We start from the raw sequence: 15,984 nt of genomic DNA, 5'->3' as shown, positions 1-15,984 counted from the left end.
CATGGGCATCAACGACCAAGCCCTCATCTCCTACCTCGTCTCCGCCTACTACTCCGCCGCCGTCCTCGTCCCCGACGCCCTCGCCATCCTCGAAAACGCCGAAATCGGCCGGGAGGGATGATGCCCGAGCCCGTGACGCCGCCCCGCGACCCCGAAGCACCGGGCCGCCCGCCCGCCTTGCCCGCCTCGGCGTTCGGCCCGACCGGGCTCGGCACGGCCGCCGCCCGGATCGTGCCGCGGACCGGGGGCATCAGGCCGCCCGCGGACGCCCCGCGACCCGTCAGGCCGGACGAGACCGAAAACGGCCGCTGAACCACGGAAAACGGCGCGCCGGAATCCGGTCAGCTCAGGCGTATCCGCGCAGTTCGTCGGCGATCGGCCCGGAATCCGGGATCCGGTGCCACCACCAGGGTTTCGCCGACAGGTCTTCCCCGGCCACCTGCTCCAGCAGCCTGCCGTCGTCCACCCGGGTGATCGCCACGAAGTGCTCGTCGTGCGGCGCGACCTGCCCGGCGACCTTGCCGTTGAGCGGCTCGGGCAGCCGGTCCAGGCAGCGAGCCAGGAAACTGCGCAGGGACACCGCGGCGATGAGGTCGTGCGCGCCCCACACGTGCCGGTCGGTCACGGGTTTCGCCCGGTCCTCGTCGATCTTCTGCACGTGCAACGCCCAGGAGACCAGCAGATCGAGCACGCCGATCGACTTCTCGTCGTTGATCCGGTAGCGGCACCCGTCGAGCTCCGCGCGCTCGGCTTCGCTGAAGACGGCGTTGATCCGCTGGGCCAGCTCTTCGGTCATGCTCACCGGTCCGGGTAGTACGCTGTGCTGCGCCACGGCGTGTTGCGGTTCACGATCACCCGGACGCCGTCGCAATCGTACCGCACCGAATTGCCGCCGCCGGGCGAGGTCTTCCCGTTCGCGAGCGTCCGCTGGATTTCGCTGAGGCTCGGCCGGTTCATCGCGGGGTTGCCGTCGCCGGCGTGCCCGTTGGCGAATTCGGCGATTTCGTCCCGGGAAAACCCGGTTCCTTCGAAGTCGTCGTCTTCGTCGTCGAAATCGCCGCCTTCGGAGGTCGACATCGTGTGGGCGATGCCCACCCCGCCGATCCCCACCACCCCGCCGAGGAGCCCGGCGCCGAAGATCGCCCCGCCGTCGAGGGCCGCCGCGCCGGCGCCCGCGGCCGCCACGCCCAGCCCGCACGGCTCGAGGATGATGCAGGCGCCGGCGCCGAGCACGGCACCCGCGACCCCGGCCCCGATCCCGAGGCATTCCCAGAAGCTGCAGTTCCCCGTCGGGTCGGCGTAGTCGAGCGGATTGCCGCCGGCGTACGCGTAGGGCGTCCGGGTGGTGTCGACGAGCGGGTCGACCGTGAGGAACAGCGCGGTTCCCGGGTCGTAGTAGCGGGCCCGCAGGTACACCAGGCCCGACTCGGCGTCGGTGTACTGGCCCGTGTACTGCAACGGCGTCCGGGCCGTGCCGGTGGCGGTCACCCGGCCGTACGGGGTGTAGGCGTAGCTCCCGCCGACCGCGCCCGCGCCGGTGAGCAGCGCGGTGGTCGAGCCGATCTGGTCGTGCACGTACCAGAACGAGCCCCCGCCGCCCAGCTGCTCGATCGGCAGCCCCGACGGGCCGTAGAGGTAGCTGTTCGTGCCGTCGGTCAGGAGGTTCGGCGTGGCGGTGGCGTCCCAGACGAAGGTCGCGGTCGCCCCGCCGGTGGTCTTCGAGATCCGGAGGTTGTCGCCGTTGTAGCCGTAGGTCGCCGTCGTGGCGCCGGTGATGCCGGTCAGCCGCCCGGCCTGGTCGTAGCCGTAGGTGGTGGCGCCGGCCGCCGTGCGCTCGCCGAGGTCGTCGAACGCGTACGAGGTCGCGTTCGCCGGCACGGTGCCGCAGCTGGGGTTGCTCACCGTGCCGCTCGCCAGCGACCAGCAGAGCCGGCCGGCCGGATCGAACGCCTGGGTCGCCGCACCGACCGTCACCGGGTTGTTCGCCGCGTCGTCGGCGTAGCCGGTGGTGCCGTCCGAGCTCAGCTGCTCGCGCACGCTGTGGCCGAACGTCTGCGACGCCGTCCCGATCGTCCGCGCCGCCAGCTGCCCCATGGCGTCCCGCCCGAAGGTCATCGACACCACCGGCGTGGTCCCGGTCGCCGCGGTGGTCGACGTCAGCACCCCGCTGTCGTCGTAGCCGTTGGCGACCGTCGTCCCGTTCGGGTACGCCGTGGTCTTGAGCGCGCCGTCGCCGTCGTAGCCGAAGGTGGTCTTGTTGCCGTTCCAGTCGGTCACCGTCGCGAGCCGCTCGGCGTCGTCGAAGGTCTGCGCCACCGGCGTCGTCTGGCCCGGGTAGAGGATCGAGGTCCGGTTGCCGTTGTCGTCGTAGCCGTAGCCGACCTTGGCGCCCGAGCCCTGGACCTGCGCGGTGATCTCCCCGAAGGCGTCGTAGGTCCACGTCGTGGTCCCGGTCCCGTCGGTCATCGACGTCCGGTGCCCGGCGGGGTCGTAGCCGTAGGTGACGCCGGCCGTCTTGCCGTCCGAATAGGACACCGACGTCACCCGGCCGTCGGCGTCGTAGCCGTTGGTCGTGACCCGGCCCGCCGGGTCGGTGGCGGTGACGACCCGGCCCGCGGGATCGATGTGCACGGCGGAGGTCCGGTGGCCGGCATCGGTGCGGGAGTTCTTGCGGCCTTGCCCGTCGTAGCCGAACGTCGTCACGGCGCCGAGGCCGTCCACGGTGTCGGCGATCGTGCCGTCGGGGTTGTAGCCGGTGGTCTGGGTGGTGTTGTCCGCCTGGGTCACCTTCACCAGCTGCCCGGCGGGGTCGAACGCCGAGGTGGTGGTGTGGTGGTTGGCATCGGTCACCGACGTCTTGTCGCCGTCGGCGTCGTAGGTCTCCGAGGTGGTGTGCCCCAGCGGGTCGGTGGTGGCGGTGACCCGGCCGTGGGCGTCGTGGCCGTAGGTCGTGCAGCCGTTCGCCGGTGGCGTGCACCCGGGTGCGGTTCCGGCCGCGGCGCCGGTGCCGGACACCGTGGAGGTCCGGAGACCGGTTGCCGTGTCGTAGCCGAACAGGGTCTTGTCGCCGGCGCCGTCGGTGCTCGAGACCTGGTCGCCGAAGGAGTCGAAGGCGCTGGTCGTGGTCTTCCCGTCGGGATCCACCGTGCGGGTCCGGTCGCCGGGGTGCGCCGCGTCGTCGTAGTAGTGGTTCACCGTGCGCAGCGGCGCCGGCCCGAAGTTGCCGGTGGTCGATTCGACGACGTTGTTGGCCCGCGTCACCGTGGTCGAGGTGAGCACGCGCTCCCCCACCGCGGCCGCCGGGACGTGCCCGGCCTGGTCGTACTGGTTGACCGTCGCGACCCCGTTGCGGTCCACCGTTTCGACCAGGTTGCCGGCGTCGTCGTAGGCGTAGTCGGTCGTGAAGCCCAGCGAGTCCGACTCCGACGTCTTGTTGCCGTGGTCGTCGTAGGTGAACGTCTCGAGGTTGCCGTCGGCGTCGGTCCGCGTGGTGACCCCGAGGGTGACCGGGTCGTAGGTGTAGGACGTCGTCCCGGCGTCGGCGGTGCCGTAGCCCAGCGTCTCCGAGACCAGCAGTCCGTTCTGGTAGGTGTCCAGCTTCTTGTGTCCGGCCGGGTCGGTGACCAGGGTCTGGCCCGCGGCGAGGCCGCCGTCGGGACCGTAGGTGAACGTCGTGGTGTGCCCGTTCGGGTCGGTCTGCGTGTGCACCCGCTCGGCGCTGTCATAGGCCATCGACGTCACCGCCGTCGCCGGTCCCGCGAAGTCGGCCGGGGACCGCATCGACGTCATCAGGTGGTTGCCGTCGTAGGTGTATTTCGCGTGGTCGTCGTCCGCGAGCGCCGGGGACCGGGTGGTGCCCACCCCGTAGACGTCGGTGAGGTCGCCGGCGGCGTCGTAGCCGTAGGTCACCTGACGGCCGGCGGTGTCCGTGAGGCCGGTGATGTGGTTGCCGGTCCAGGTCAGCGTGTCCCTGCGGCCCGCGGGATCGGTCACCGTCGCCAGGTGGCCGGAGCCGTCGTAGGCCAGTGTCGTCTGGTACGCCGGAGAGGCCTTGCTGCCGGGCAGGTCCGCCTCCGCCGTCAGGTGCCCGCTCGCGACGTCGAAGGTGAAGAGCTGGTTGCCGCGCCGGGTGTACACGTAGGACGAGCCGGACTTCACGAGGGTCGCGTCGAACCGCGGCGCGGCCGGCGTGTAGCCGCCACCACCGGCGACGAAGGTCACCGCCGAGCCGTCCTCCTGCTTCACCGTCACGTTGCCGGTCGAGCCGTCGGTGGCCGCGGACAGGTTGTAGGAGTACGTCCAGCCCCAGCCGAACGGGCCGTCCGCGGCGAGCGTCTTGCCGGGTCCGTTGGGGTCGGCGACGCTTTCGGCGTAGCTGCGGGTGAAGTTCAGCGCCATGCCCCGGCCGGGCGTGGCGAGGTCGGTGAAGCTGTCCCCGAAGTAGCCCGTCGAGGTGTCCACGGGGTCGCCGGCGGTGCGGCGGGCGCAGCCGCAGGCGATGAACGCCGGGTTGGAGCCCTTGGGCGCGTCCTGGATGCCCGGCGGTCCGCCGATCGGCTGGCCGGGGGTGCCGCCCATGGGGACGAACGCGACGGCGTCGAAGGCGACGTCGAAGTCGGAATAGCCGAAGCCGCCCTGGTCGACCGAGCTGCCGTTGTTGTTCAGGGTGACGTTGCCGCCGTTCTGCATGGCGAACGTGCCGATGGTGACCCACTGCTCGGAGTTCCACGCCTGGTTCACGCGGATCTTCCACGGCGAGACCCCGCCACCGGGGTTGATGTTGTAGACCACGTTGGTCGCCTCGGCGCCGAGGCCGGGCAGGTGCAGCTTGACCTTGTAGTACTGCAGCGACGGCAGGTTCGGCGTCCACACCCCGGTGTTGATCAGCGCCGGGTTCGAACCGTTTTCGGTGTGGGTGAACAGCACCCGCCCGCCGAGCCCGGTGCCGAGCTGGTGGGTGTCGATCGCCCCGATCGGATCACCCGCGGAATTCGTCCCGTACGTGTAGCTGAACGTGCCGTTGGACGACCAGTTCGCGCTGCCGCACCCCTGCAGGTTCAGCCGGTTCGGCTCGTCGTCGACGATGATCGACCCGCTCGGCACCTTCGAGAAGTCCTGGCTGCACGTCGGCGGGTTCTGCGTCGGGTTCGCCGGCTCCGAACCACCCGACACCGCATAGGGGCTCGTCGCGCACGTCGTGCTGCAGCTGGGGATCCAGGTCACCGGCTGGTGCCACCAGCACTGGAAGTCGTCCAGCATGCAGTGGCTCGCACCCGGGTTGGACGTGTTGGTGGTGTTCGGGTCGCACTGGTTGGCCGCCAGCGAGCACATCGCGGTGAACGGCGCCGGCTGCACCCAGCGCTGACCGCCGTTGTACGTCGGCTTCGCGTAGGCCTGGCTGCCGTAGCGGATCAGCGGGCTCGCCGTCCAGCCCAGCACGCGCTCCTGGTACGGCCAGCTCGCCGGGTGCGCCGCGTCGGCGTAGGTGTCCTGCAGGTACGGGTCGCGGTTGGGCGGGTAGTCGAGGTTGGCCGGGTTGTTGGTCCAGCCCAGACCCCAGGTCCCGTGCGGGCCCGTGCAGGACGGGCCCGGGGTGCAGCCGGTGGTGTTGCCGTTCGCGGCGTTCGGCTGGATGCCCGAGTTGTACGCCCAGGCCGCGAAGTACCAGTTCTCCAGGTAGCGCGGGTCGGCGTTGTTCGCCGTGATCCCGTCCGCGTAGAGCTGGTTCCAGGTGCTCTCCAGGATCTGCAGCCCGGCGGCGATGTTCTCCTGGTAGTCGACCGCGACCTTCCACTGCCCGTGCTCGGACAGCGAGTGGTCCCCGATGTGCATGCCGTCGGTGACCTGGCTGATCCCGTAGCCGCAGTCCGAGGCCGCGTAGTTGATCGAGACGATGTCGCCGCCCGCGCCGTAGTAGCTGGCGATCAACGGGTCGCCCGCGGTGCCGGCCGGAGCGTGCCAGGAGGCCTGCGACCAGTTCGACTCCTGGGCCATGATGCCCTCGAAGATCGACCGCGGCACCGTGCTCGAACCGCCCGCCGGGTGTGACAGCGAGATCAGCGGGAAGTCACTGTTCGGCGCGTACCCGACCAGGCCCATGTTCGCGAAGTTCGCCGGGCGCGTGTACGCGCTGCCGGTCAGCAGGCCCTGCTCCGCCATCTGCACCGCCCAGTTCACCTGCGCCGCGTTCGGCTGCATCACCTGCCGGTTCGCCTGCAACGGTGCCACCGCGCACTTCGGCGACTGCGTCGCCTCGGCCGTGTCGGGTGCGGCTTTCGCGGCGGCGGGCGCGGCGTCGGCCTTCGGGCTGAGCCGGTTCGGCCGCGGGGCGGACGTCGTGGTCCCGGGCGTCGCCGAGTAGGTGGGCACCGCGGTCGTGGCGCGCGCGGCGCCGGCCGGAGCCGCGGGGGTGAGCACCCGGCCCGTCTTCGTCGCCAGCAGCGCGGGCTCGGTCTTCTGCCCGTCGGCGTCCGGCGCGAGCAGCGCATCACCGTCCAAAGAGGACGCTTCGGCGGGGTGCGCGAGACCGGTGTCGCCGACGCTGCGCACGCCGGCGGCGGCGAGGACGTCCCCACCCGCCGCGGTGGCCCCGGCCAGCACGGCGTGCCCGGCACGTCCTTGGAACAGCTGCACGCGCGTCAGGTCACCGCTGCCGAGCGTGGTGACCACCCCGGCGTGCTCGTGCGCCGCGGTCGCGACCCGGCCGCCGGGTGCGGCGTGCAGGAAGCTGACGCCGCCGTCGGCCGACGGCCGCACGTCGTAGACCGAGCCGGGCAGGGACGCGATCACGGCCGGCGTCCCCATGGCCGGCACGGATACCAGCCGGTTGCCCGCCACCCCGACGATCCCCGACCGCGTCGGCACCGCCGAGGTGAGCTGCCCCGGCGCCGTCACCGAACCGGTGATCTTCCCGGCCGCGAGGTCGGCGGTCAGCAGCCGGGTGCTCTGGTCGGCGGTCACGGTGAACACGGCGTCGTCCCCGGTGCCGCAGCCGGGCGAGTAGTACTTCAGGCCGACCCCGCCGGCGAGCGCGTGCACCGCACCCGACGCGAGGTCGACGGAGTAGGCGAACGCCCCGTGGTCGCGCGCGGCCTGGGTGTTCACCGCCGACGCGGGCAGGATCGCGACCGCGGCGTACTTCCCGTCGCCGGATACGCACTGGTAGCCGGTCCACGAGGAATCGTCGAACCCGGCCGGGTGCAGCAGCGCGATCTCGCGCCAGGCGAAGCCGCCGCTCTCGCGGCCGGCTTCGAGGTGGTAGCCCTGCGCGTCGCCGTGCCCGTCGAGGGCGACGTCCGCGGACTTCGCCGCGTCCGGGCCGAAATCGGCCGGTTTCGGCGCGGCGGCGGGGTGCGGCGGGGCCGGCGGACGCGGTGCTGCCTGCGCGACCGCCGTCACCCCGGCGACGAGCGCGAGAACGCTGAAGAAAACCGTCAGCAGCCGTGCCGGAAATGCGCCGGAAAAGCGTCTGCGCGCGCGAACGGACACAACGGACATGGCCAACCTTCCCCCAGGAAGCCCCAACCGGCTTCGAGTCAGCCACCCGGAGAGCTTCCGGGGCCGCGGAAGGAAATCTAATGCCCGTCCTTAACCAACCCATCACCCGACCGAGTGATCTTTTCCCAAGAAAGCACAAATGGAATCGACGAGTTATTACCGTTGCTTTGACCGATCCGGCCGAAACCGGCGGACCGGGCGCGGGCCACCCCGGTCACCGGCGGCCGCCGGCCCGGCCCGCGTGTCACCCGCCCCGGACGGCGGCCGGGCTGGCAGGATCGCCGCATGGAACGCGTGCTCGGAATCGGCGGGTACTTCATCCGCGCGGCGGACCCGGCGGCCCTCGGCGCCTGGTACCGCGACTGCCTCGGCCTGGACACCGACGAAAACGGCGTCTGGCAGCAGGAACCCGGCCCGACCGTCTTCGCCCCCTTCGAGTCCGGAACCGGTTACTTCGGCTCGGAAACCCAGCAGACCATGCTCAACTTCCGGGTCCGCGACCTCGACGCCATGCTCGCCCAGCTCCGCGCCCGCGGCGCCGACGTGGCCGACGACGTCCAGGAGATGGCCGGCGTCGGCCGGTTCGGCTGGGTCACCGACCCCGAAGGCCACCGCATCGAGCTCTGGCAACCCGCCTAGAGCACGAACCCCGCCGGGAACGGGTCGTCCGGGTCCAGCAGGTAGGTCGCCGTGCCGGTGATCCAGGCCCGGCCGGAGAACTCCGGCACCACCGCCGGCACCCCGCCGACCGTGGTCTCGGCGACCAGCTCACCGGTGAACGTCGTGCCGATGAACGACGAGTTCGCGAACGGCGTGTGCAGCGGCAGCTCGCCGCGGGCGTGCAGCTGGGCCATCCGGGCGGACGTGCCGGTGCCGCACGGCGACCGGTCGAACCAGCCCGGGTGGATCGCCATCGCGTTCCGCGACGCCCGCGCGTCCGACCCCGGCGCCAGGAACTGGACGTGCTTGCACCCGCCGATCAGCGGGTCCTCCGGGTGCTTCGGCGGCCGCTGCTCGTTGATCGCGCCCATGATCGCCAGCCCGGCGGCCAGGATCCGGTCCTTCTCCGCCCGCTCGAACGGGATGTCCAACGAAGACAGATCGAGGATGGCGTAGAAGTTCCCGCCGTAGGCGAGGTCGTAGCGGACCGGGCCCAGGCCGGGCACCGAAACCTCGGCGTCGCGTTCGGCGAGGAACGACGCCACATTGCGCAGCTTGACGCTCGAAGCGCGCCCGTCGCGGACCGAGACCTCCGCGTGCACCAGCCCGGCCGGGGTGTCCAGGCGCACCACCGTCGTCGGCTCGGTCACCTCGACCATGCCCGTCTCCACCAGCACCGTCGCCACGCCGATCGTGCCGTGGCCGCACATCGGCAGGCAGCCGGACACCTCGATGTACACCACGCCCCAGTCGGCGTCCTCGCGGCAGGGCGGCTGCAGGATCGCGCCGCTCATCGCCGAATGGCCGCGCGGTTCGTGCATCAGGAACTGCCGCAGGTGGTCCAGGTGCGCCATGAAGTAGCGGCGGCGCTCGGCCATCGTGGCGCCGGGGATCGGGGCCACGCCGCCGGTCACCACCCGGGTCGGCATGCCCTCGGTGTGCGAGTCGACCGCCGTGATCGCGCGCGAAGCCCGCATCTACGCCACCCCCAGCGCGGCGAGCGCGCGGCCCATGTCGGCGCGGACCTGCTCGCGGTGGACGTCCGACAGCGGCCCCCGCGGCGGGCGGCACGGCCCGCCGCGGCGGCCCACCATGTCCATCCCGAGCTTGATGGCCTGGACGAACTCGGTGCGCGAGTCCCACCGGAACGCGGCCACCAGCGGTTCGTAGAGCGCCTTGGCCTCCTCGAGCTGGCCCGAAGTGGCGAGCTCGAACAGGCGCGCCGACTCGGCCGGGAACACGTTGGGGAACCCGGCGAACCACCCGGTCGCGCCCATCAGCAGGCTCTCCAGGACGACGTCGTCGGCGCCGCCGATCACGGCCAGCCCGGGCGCCCGCTCCCGGATCTCCAGCACCCGGCGGACGTCACCGGAGAACTCCTTGACGGCCACGACGTTGTCGATCTGCGCGAGCTCGGCCAGCAGGTCCGGCGTCAGGTCGACCTTGGTGTCGAACGGGTTGTTGTAGACCATCACCGGCAGCCCCACCGAGGCCACCGCCTCGAAGTGCGCGAGCACCTCGCCGCGGTTGGCGCGGTAGAGCGTCGGCGGCAGGCAGAGCACGCCGTGCGCGCCGTCCTCGGCCGCCGCCTCGGCCCAGTACCGCGCCTGGTGCGCGCCGGGGCCGTGGACGCCGACCACGACGATCCCGTCGGTCCCGACGGCCTCGATCGCGGTGCGGGCGACGCGGCGGCGTTCGTCGTCGGTGAGCGAGGAGTACTCCCCGAGGGAACCGTTCGGGCCGACGCCGCGGCAGCCGTTTCCGACGAGCCACCGGCAGTGTTCGGCGTAGGCGTCGTAGTCGACGGCCAGCCCGGCCGGCGCGGCGTCGTCGGCCCGGTAGGGCAGCGCGGCGGCGACGACCACGCCGCCGAGGTCGCGGGTGCTCATGGGTGCTCCATAAGATCGTTGGTGTTCAGGACGGGATGTTCTGGATGCCCAGGGCGATGGGGTGTGGCTGATGGGTTCTTGCCCCGGTTGGTGGCTTCGGAGGAGTGGCCGCTCTGTCGTTCTGGACGCCCTGGCCGCTGATTGAGATCTGCGCGTGGTCGCTGTTTATGGAGATGCCGGCGGGTCGTCCACGGGGTGCAGCTGCGAAGACGGGAGGGCAGGCTGAGTGGCGGTCGGCAAGGTGTGGGTCGGGATCGATGTCGGCAAGGGCTTCCACCATGCGTGCGCGGTGGATCAGTCCGGCAAGGTCGTGTTCTCGCGGAAGGTGGCCAACGGCCAGGCCGCGATCGAGCAGCTGATCGCCCGGACCACCGCGAAAGCCACTGGTGGGGTGGTGTGGGCGGTGGACATGACCTCCGGCCCCGCTGGGTTGCTGATCGCGTTGCTGTGCGCGACCGGGCAGCCGGTGCTGTATGTGCCGGGCCGGTTGGTCAACCGGATGGCCGACGCGTTCGCCGGTGAAGGCAAAACCGATGCCAAGGACTCCCGCACGATCGCCGAAACCGCCCGGTTGCGTTCTGATCTGACCCCGGTGCCCGGCCCGGATGCGGTGGTGACCGATCTGCAGGTGCTCACCGCGCGCCGGGAGGACCTGATGGCCGGCTGGGTGCGCGGAGTCAACCGGATCCGTGAGCTGCTGGCCTCGATTTTTCCCGCTCTGGAGCGGGCGTTCGATTACTCGATCCGCTCGGCGCTGGTGCTGCTCACCGGTTTCCAGACCCCGGACGGCATCCGCACGGCCGGCGCGGCCGGCCTGTCGGGCTACTTGCGCGAACACGGCGCCTGGGCCAAGGGCATTCCGTCCATGGTGGACAAAGCCCTCGCGGCCGCGGCGGAGCAAACTGTGGCCTTGCCGGGTGAATCGGTGACCGCACCCTTGATCGCGAGGCTGGCCCGGCAGCTGCTGGACCTGGACCGGGAGATCAAAGACCTGGACAAACAGCTCACCGACCGGTTCGCCGAACAGCCCGACTCCGGGCACATCACCAGCCTCGACGGCTTCGGCCCCATCCTCGGGGCCCAACTGCTGGCCGGCACCGGCGGCGACCTGCAAACGGCCTTCCGCAGCTCCGGGCACCTGGCCGCTTACGCCGGTCTCGCACCGGTGCCCCGTGACTCCGGACGGGTGCGGGGCAACCTGCACCGCCCCCAGCGCTACCACCGCGGCCTGCGCCGGGTGTTCTACCTGGCCGCCCTGTCGGCCACCAAACACCCCGACAGCCCAACCCGATTGTTCTACCAGCGCAAACGCAGCGAAGGAAAGCGGCACACCCAGGCGCTGATCGCCCTGGCCCGCCGCCTGGCCGACGTCATCTGGGCCCTGCTGCGCGACGGGCGTGCGTTCCATCCCTCACCGCCGGTCACGGCCACGGCTGCTGCTTGACACGATCATTGAGACTCCTTCGGCTCGGCGAGCTCGCCCAGGCGGATCGGCTGGGCGATCGGACGGTGGTGGCGTTCGGTGCCCCCGCAGAGTTCGGCGACGGCCGGGCCGCACATCCGGCCCTGGCACGGGCCGAGGCCGGCGCGGGTGCCGAGCTTGAGCGCGTGCGGGCCCGGGGCCGCCGGGTCCGCGACGGCGCTTTTCAGTTCGCCGTAGGTGGTTTCTTCGCACCGGCAGACGACGGTGTCCTCGGCCAGCCAGCCGGGCCACGCCCGGCCGATCGGGTGGGCGGCGGCCAAGCGGCGGGCGAAGGCACGGGCGTGGTCACGCCGCGCGACCAGGGCCCGGCCGGGCGTCCTCCCGGCGGCGGCCCACCCGGCGACCGCGCCTTCCGCCGCGGCGGCGGCCGCCCCGCCGATCCCGGTGAGCTCCCCCGCGGCGAACACCCCGGCGACGCTGGTGCGCTGGTCGCCGTCGACCCGGACGAACCCGCCGTCGAGGACGCAGCCGGCCGCGACGGCCAGTTCGGGCTGCGGCACGAAGCCGTGCCCGACGCAGAGGGCGTCGACCTCGTAGGTGCGTTCGGTGCCGGGGACGACCGACCAGTCCGCGCGGACGCGGGCGGTGACGGCTTCGCGGACCCGGTCGTCGCCGCGGGCTTCGACCACCGCGCGGCCCGTGCGGTACGGCACGCGGTGCCGGGCCAGCGTGCTGGCGTGACGAACCAGTTCGTTCATCTTGCGCCCGTGCGCGGCCGCACGCCACGACCATCCACTGAGGACAGTGCGGGCCGGGTTCGCTTCCAGGACGGCGAGTACTTCCGCGCCGACGGCGAGCAGGGACTGGGCGACCGGCAGCAGGAACGGCCCGGCCCCGGCGACGAGCACCCGCCGCCCGACGGCGACCCGCTCCCCCTTGGCCAGCGCCTGCGCGCCGCCCGCGGTGAAGACGCCGGGCAGCTGCCAGCCGGGGAACGGCAGCACCCGGTCGTGGGCGCCGGTGGCGAGGACCAGCGCGTCGGGTTCGAGGGTGTGCCGCCGCCGGTCCGTCCCGTCGGCCGGGCCGCGCAGGACGTGGACTCGCGGGCCTTCCACGGCCCAGACGGCGCTTTCCGGCCACCACGCGCACCGGCTCAGGAGCGCTTCGAACCGCTGCGCGGTTCCCCGGTGGTACTGCCCGCCGGGCGCATCGGCCTGGTCGAGGACGGTGACCTCGGCGCCGGCGACGAGCGCGTGTTCGGCCGCCGCGAGCCCGGCGGGCCCGGCACCGACGACGAGGACGTGCGTCACGCGCCCGCCTCCCGCGACTGGGTCCGGATCTCGTCGCCGTCGGCGGCACGGCGGCGGCAGGCGCGGACGTCGGCGACCCCGTTGACGGTGAGCAGGCAGTCGAAACAGGCCCCGATCCCGCAGAAGACCCCCCGCGGCGCACCGGACCTGGTGGTGCGCCAGGAAATCCGCCCGGCACCGAGAAGCACGCCGGCGACGGTTTGCCCGGCAACCCCGGCCACGGTCTCGCCGTCGACGGTGATCCGGATCGGCTCGCTCACGCCGCCACCTCCGCCAGCACCGCCGGACGGTCCACAGTGAACTCTTCCACCGGCATCGATGGTGTGGCGCCGGTCAGCAGCTCGCGCAGCAACCTCGCCGTTCCCACGCTGAGGCCGATCCCCGCCCCTTCGTGCCCGGTCGCGTGCCACAGGCCGGCGAGCCTCGGGTCCTCGCCCAGCACCGGCAGGTGGTCGTCGACGTACGGCCGGAAGCCGCCGTACGCGCGCATCACCGCCGCGTCCGCCAACACCGGGAACAGCCGGAGCGCCTTGGCCGCGATCGCGCCCAGCACGTCCGGGCGGATCGTGTCGTCGAAGCCCACGCGGCGGCGGGACGAGCCGATCAGCACCGTGCCGCCCCGGGTCGACTCCACCACCGCCGAGGTCTGCAGCTCGCCGCTGCCCGTGCCGACCGCGCCGACGTAGTCCGCGTCGTAGACCTTGTGCCGCACCACGCCCGGCATCGGCGTGGTCACCAGGACCTCGCCGCGCCGGGGGCGGACCGCGATCGGCGCGCCCAGCCGGGCCGACACGGGCCCCGCCCACGGTCCCGCCGCGTTCACCACCACGTCCGCCTCGACCGGTTCGCCGGCCACGCGGATCCCGGTGATCCGGCCGTCCCGGACCAGGCCGCCGGTGACCTCGGCTTCGGTGCGCAGCCGGGCGCCGTGGCGCAGCGCCGAGCCCAGCAGCGCGAGGGCGGCGCCGGCCGGCTGCACCTGGGCGTCCTCCGGGTAGCGGACGGCGGCGGTCACCTCGCGGGTCAGCGCGGGTTCCGCCGCCGCCACGTCGTCCGCGGAGAGCCGTTCGGTGCGCACGCCGGCCGCGGCCTGGGCCTCGGCGAACGCGAGGAGCGCGTCGGCGCCGGGTGCCGTGGTGGCGACGACGAGGCCGCCCTTCGGGTCGAACTCCGCCGCGGCGGCCGCGCGGGGCTCGAATTCCGCCACCAGCTGCGGCCACAGCCGGGCGGACAGCTGCGCGAGCGCGAGCTCGGCGCCCGGCCCCTTGTCGGACACCAGGAGATTGCCTTCGCCGTGCGAAGTGGTGCCGCCGGCGGGCCGGCCGCGGTCGAGGACCAGGACGTCGAAACCGGCCAGGACGAGTTCCCGCGCGCACGCCGCGCCGACGATCCCCGCCCCGATCACCACCACCCGCGTTCGGTTCATCGACCCTCCAGCGTTCGGTATAGCGAACGATAGGTCTCGATCGGGACGACTGTCAATCCGCCAGGACAGGGTGCGTGCGCCCGTCGAGCCGTTCGTCCGCACGGAACTGCAGCAGGAGCACCGACCGCACCGGGCCGTCCGGCGCGGTGTAGCTGTGCGGCTCGCCGGCGTCGAACGCGACGTAGTCGCCGGGCCCGAGGTCCACGGTCCGGCCGCCGGCCTCGACCCGCAGCCCGCCGGTCTGCACGATGGTGTGCTCGACGCCGGCGTGGCCCTGCGAGCGCTGCGGCGCGTCGCCGCGCACGAGCTGGTCGTAGACCTCGAAGACGCTGTTCTCGGCCTCGATCCGGCGCAGCGGCCGCAGGTCGACGCCCTCGCCGCGGAGCACCTCGACCTCGGCCGCGCGCACCACGGTCAGTCCCCCGCGCGGCCGGTGGTCGAGCAGGTCGGAGATCGCCACTTCCAGGACCCGGGACAGGCTGAACACGGTCTCGATGGTCGGGTTGCCGGTGCCGCCCTCCAGCTGCGAGAGCGTCGCCTTGCCGATGCCCGACCGCCGGGACAGCTCGGACAGCGACAGGCCACGCGCCGCGCGGGCCGCGCGGAGGTTGACCGCGAGCATGTCGCGGATCGACGGACCACCATCGTTCGGTAAAGCGTCCATCAGCGACGCCCTTCGTTCGGTTTGCCGATCGGTCCAGGCGTCATGATGCCACGCCGTCGCTAGGCTCGACCGGGTGACACAGTCGATCTACGCGCTGGCCGACCTGGCCACGCCCATGGCCATCCGGGTGGCGGCGACCCTCGGTCTCGCCGAGCACGAGGCGGCGACGGCCGCCGAACTCGCGTCCGCCACGGGCACGTCCCCCACGGCGCTGGCCTGCCTGCTCGACCACCTCGTCACGGCGGGGGTCTTCGCCTTCGACGCGGAGTCCGGCCGCTACCGGCCGACCGAGCTGGGCGCGCAGCTGCGCACCGAGGACGCCCATCGGCTGCTCGACATCCACTCCGCCGGCGGCCGCGCCGAGCTCGCCTTCGCGGACCTGCTGGAGACGCTCACCACCGGCACGCCCGCCTACGAACACCGGTACGGCCGCGGCTTCTGGGCGGACATCGACGCCGAACCGCGGCTGCGGCGCTCGTTCGACGCCCAGATGAACTGGCGGTTCCGGGTGCAGGCACCGCAGCTCGCCGCGCGGTTCGACTGGGGGCGGTTCCCGCGGATCGTCGACGTCGGCGGCGGGGACGGCCTGGTGCTCGCGGAAATCATGCGCGCCCACCCGGCGGTGCACGGCGAGGTGCTGGACCTCGCGCCCTCGGCCGCCGCGGCGGCCGAGCGGTTCGCGGCGGACGGGCTCGCCGACCGGGCGCAGGCGGTGCCCGGCAGCTTCTTCGACCCGCTGCCGACGGGGGCCGACGCGTACGTGCTGTCCGACATCCTCCACGACTGGGACGACGAGCACGCCCGCCGCATCCTGGCGGGCTGCCGGCACGCGGCCGGGGACGACGGCACGGTGGTGGTGATCGAGCCGCTGCGCCACGGCACGTCCACGGCGATCAACCTGTTCATGCTGATGTGCTTCGGCGGCCGGGAGCGCACAGAGGCGGAGCTGACGCACCTGGCCGCGGAGTCCGGCTTGGCCCTGCGCGCCACCACGCCGGTCTCCGACGGCCGGACGGCCCTGGAGTTCGGCGCGGCCCCACAACCTGCTTGACCGTCGCGAGCGATCCGGTCACCCCGTCGTGAGTGGTATTTCGGGTTAGAACCCGAAATACCAC

The 15,984-nt window shown here is 72.6% G+C and carries 12 protein-coding genes and 1 pseudogene; 5 read left to right on the top strand and 8 right to left on the bottom strand.

Annotated features, from left to right (window positions below):
- Together ACWED2_RS47280 and ACWED2_RS47275 are read left to right on the top strand one after the other, a co-directional pair.
- Positions 1-121, top strand: a pseudogene (locus tag ACWED2_RS47280) (hypothetical protein); the annotation flags it as partial.
- Positions 121-312: a hypothetical protein gene (locus tag ACWED2_RS47275; RefSeq protein ID WP_449697043.1), complete on the top strand. Its 192-nt coding sequence runs from the start codon at positions 121-123 to the stop codon at positions 310-312. The pseudogene ACWED2_RS47280 and the gene ACWED2_RS47275, both read left to right, overlap by 1 nt.
- Before the next feature lie 34 nt (positions 313-346).
- Here the strand turns inward: ACWED2_RS47275 and ACWED2_RS47270 are convergent, their stop codons facing one another.
- Both ACWED2_RS47270 and ACWED2_RS47265 read right to left on the bottom strand, forming a co-directional pair.
- On the bottom strand, positions 347-802 hold the full coding sequence (locus tag ACWED2_RS47270; protein WP_449697042.1) for a hypothetical protein: 456 nt from the start codon (positions 800-802) through the stop codon (positions 347-349).
- Complete coding sequence (locus tag ACWED2_RS47265) at positions 799-7,497, bottom strand: RHS repeat-associated core domain-containing protein (RefSeq protein WP_449697041.1); 6,699 nt, start codon at positions 7,495-7,497, stop codon at positions 799-801. Before ACWED2_RS47265 ends, ACWED2_RS47270 begins: the two co-directional genes overlap by 4 nt.
- 285 nt (positions 7,498-7,782) lie before the next feature.
- Here ACWED2_RS47265 and ACWED2_RS47260 point away from each other — a divergent pair, with 285 nt between their 5' ends.
- Positions 7,783-8,136, top strand: coding sequence for a VOC family protein (locus tag ACWED2_RS47260; RefSeq protein WP_449697040.1), 354 nt, complete (start codon positions 7,783-7,785; stop codon positions 8,134-8,136).
- Here the strand turns inward: ACWED2_RS47260 and ACWED2_RS47255 are convergent.
- Both ACWED2_RS47255 and ACWED2_RS47250 read right to left on the bottom strand, forming a co-directional pair.
- Positions 8,133-9,134 (bottom strand): proline racemase family protein, encoded by a 1,002-nt coding sequence (locus ACWED2_RS47255; protein ID WP_449697039.1) that lies wholly within the window; start codon positions 9,132-9,134, stop codon positions 8,133-8,135. The genes ACWED2_RS47260 and ACWED2_RS47255 overlap by 4 nt on opposite strands.
- A complete protein-coding gene (locus ACWED2_RS47250) occupies positions 9,135-10,046 on the bottom strand; it encodes a dihydrodipicolinate synthase family protein (protein ID WP_449697038.1) in 912 nt (303 codons plus the stop codon).
- A 226-nt stretch (positions 10,047-10,272) separates the two neighbouring features.
- Between ACWED2_RS47250 and ACWED2_RS47245 the strand changes: the two genes are divergently transcribed.
- Positions 10,273-11,490 (top strand): IS110 family transposase, encoded by a 1,218-nt coding sequence (locus ACWED2_RS47245; RefSeq protein WP_449697037.1) that lies wholly within the window; start codon positions 10,273-10,275, stop codon positions 11,488-11,490.
- Positions 11,491-11,495: 5 nt separating this feature from the next.
- Here the strand turns inward: ACWED2_RS47245 and ACWED2_RS47240 are convergent, their stop codons facing one another.
- The 4 genes from ACWED2_RS47240 to ACWED2_RS47225 are packed head-to-tail and all read right to left on the bottom strand — an operon-like array spanning position 11,496 to position 14,869.
- A complete protein-coding gene (locus ACWED2_RS47240; protein WP_449697036.1) occupies positions 11,496-12,779 on the bottom strand; it encodes an FAD/NAD(P)-dependent oxidoreductase in 1,284 nt (427 codons plus the stop codon).
- Positions 12,776-13,039 (bottom strand): (2Fe-2S)-binding protein, encoded by a 264-nt coding sequence (locus tag ACWED2_RS47235; protein ID WP_449697035.1) that lies wholly within the window; start codon positions 13,037-13,039, stop codon positions 12,776-12,778. The genes ACWED2_RS47240 and ACWED2_RS47235 overlap by 4 nt, the downstream gene beginning before the upstream one ends.
- Positions 13,036-14,205 (bottom strand): NAD(P)/FAD-dependent oxidoreductase, encoded by a 1,170-nt coding sequence (locus tag ACWED2_RS47230; protein ID WP_449697034.1) that lies wholly within the window; start codon positions 14,203-14,205, stop codon positions 13,036-13,038. Before ACWED2_RS47230 ends, ACWED2_RS47235 begins: the two co-directional genes overlap by 4 nt.
- 52 nt (positions 14,206-14,257) lie before the next feature.
- Positions 14,258-14,869, bottom strand: a complete 612-nt coding sequence (locus ACWED2_RS47225; protein ID WP_449697033.1) for a helix-turn-helix domain-containing protein — start codon at positions 14,867-14,869, stop codon at positions 14,258-14,260.
- 73 nt (positions 14,870-14,942) lie between these two features.
- Here ACWED2_RS47225 and ACWED2_RS47220 point away from each other — a divergent pair, with 73 nt between their 5' ends.
- Positions 14,943-15,920, top strand: a complete 978-nt coding sequence (locus ACWED2_RS47220) for a methyltransferase (RefSeq protein ID WP_449697032.1) — start codon at positions 14,943-14,945, stop codon at positions 15,918-15,920.
- Positions 15,921-15,984 lie beyond the last annotated feature (64 nt).

This window comes from Amycolatopsis sp. NPDC005003 (assembly GCF_053600695.1).
The sequence above is the reverse complement of the archived record's forward strand: the minus strand, read 5'-3'. Positions and strand labels throughout refer to the sequence as shown.

Excerpts from the sequence above, each read along its gene's own strand:
- ACWED2_RS47250 (WP_449697038.1), bottom strand. The coding sequence starts at position 10,046 with ATGAGCACCCGCGACCTCGGCGGCGTGGTCGTCGCCGCCGCGCTGCCC.
- ACWED2_RS47225 (WP_449697033.1), bottom strand. The coding sequence starts at position 14,869 with ATGGACGCTTTACCGAACGATGGTGGTCCGTCGATCCGCGACATGCTC.
- ACWED2_RS47275 (WP_449697043.1), top strand. The coding sequence starts at position 121 with ATGCCCGAGCCCGTGACGCCGCCCCGCGACCCCGAAGCACCGGGCCGC.
- ACWED2_RS47230 (WP_449697034.1), bottom strand. The coding sequence starts at position 14,205 with ATGAACCGAACGCGGGTGGTGGTGATCGGGGCGGGGATCGTCGGCGCG.
- ACWED2_RS47260 (WP_449697040.1), top strand. The coding sequence starts at position 7,783 with ATGGAACGCGTGCTCGGAATCGGCGGGTACTTCATCCGCGCGGCGGAC.
- ACWED2_RS47265 (WP_449697041.1), bottom strand. The coding sequence starts at position 7,497 with ATGTCCGTTGTGTCCGTTCGCGCGCGCAGACGCTTTTCCGGCGCATTT.
- ACWED2_RS47255 (WP_449697039.1), bottom strand. The coding sequence starts at position 9,134 with ATGCGGGCTTCGCGCGCGATCACGGCGGTCGACTCGCACACCGAGGGC.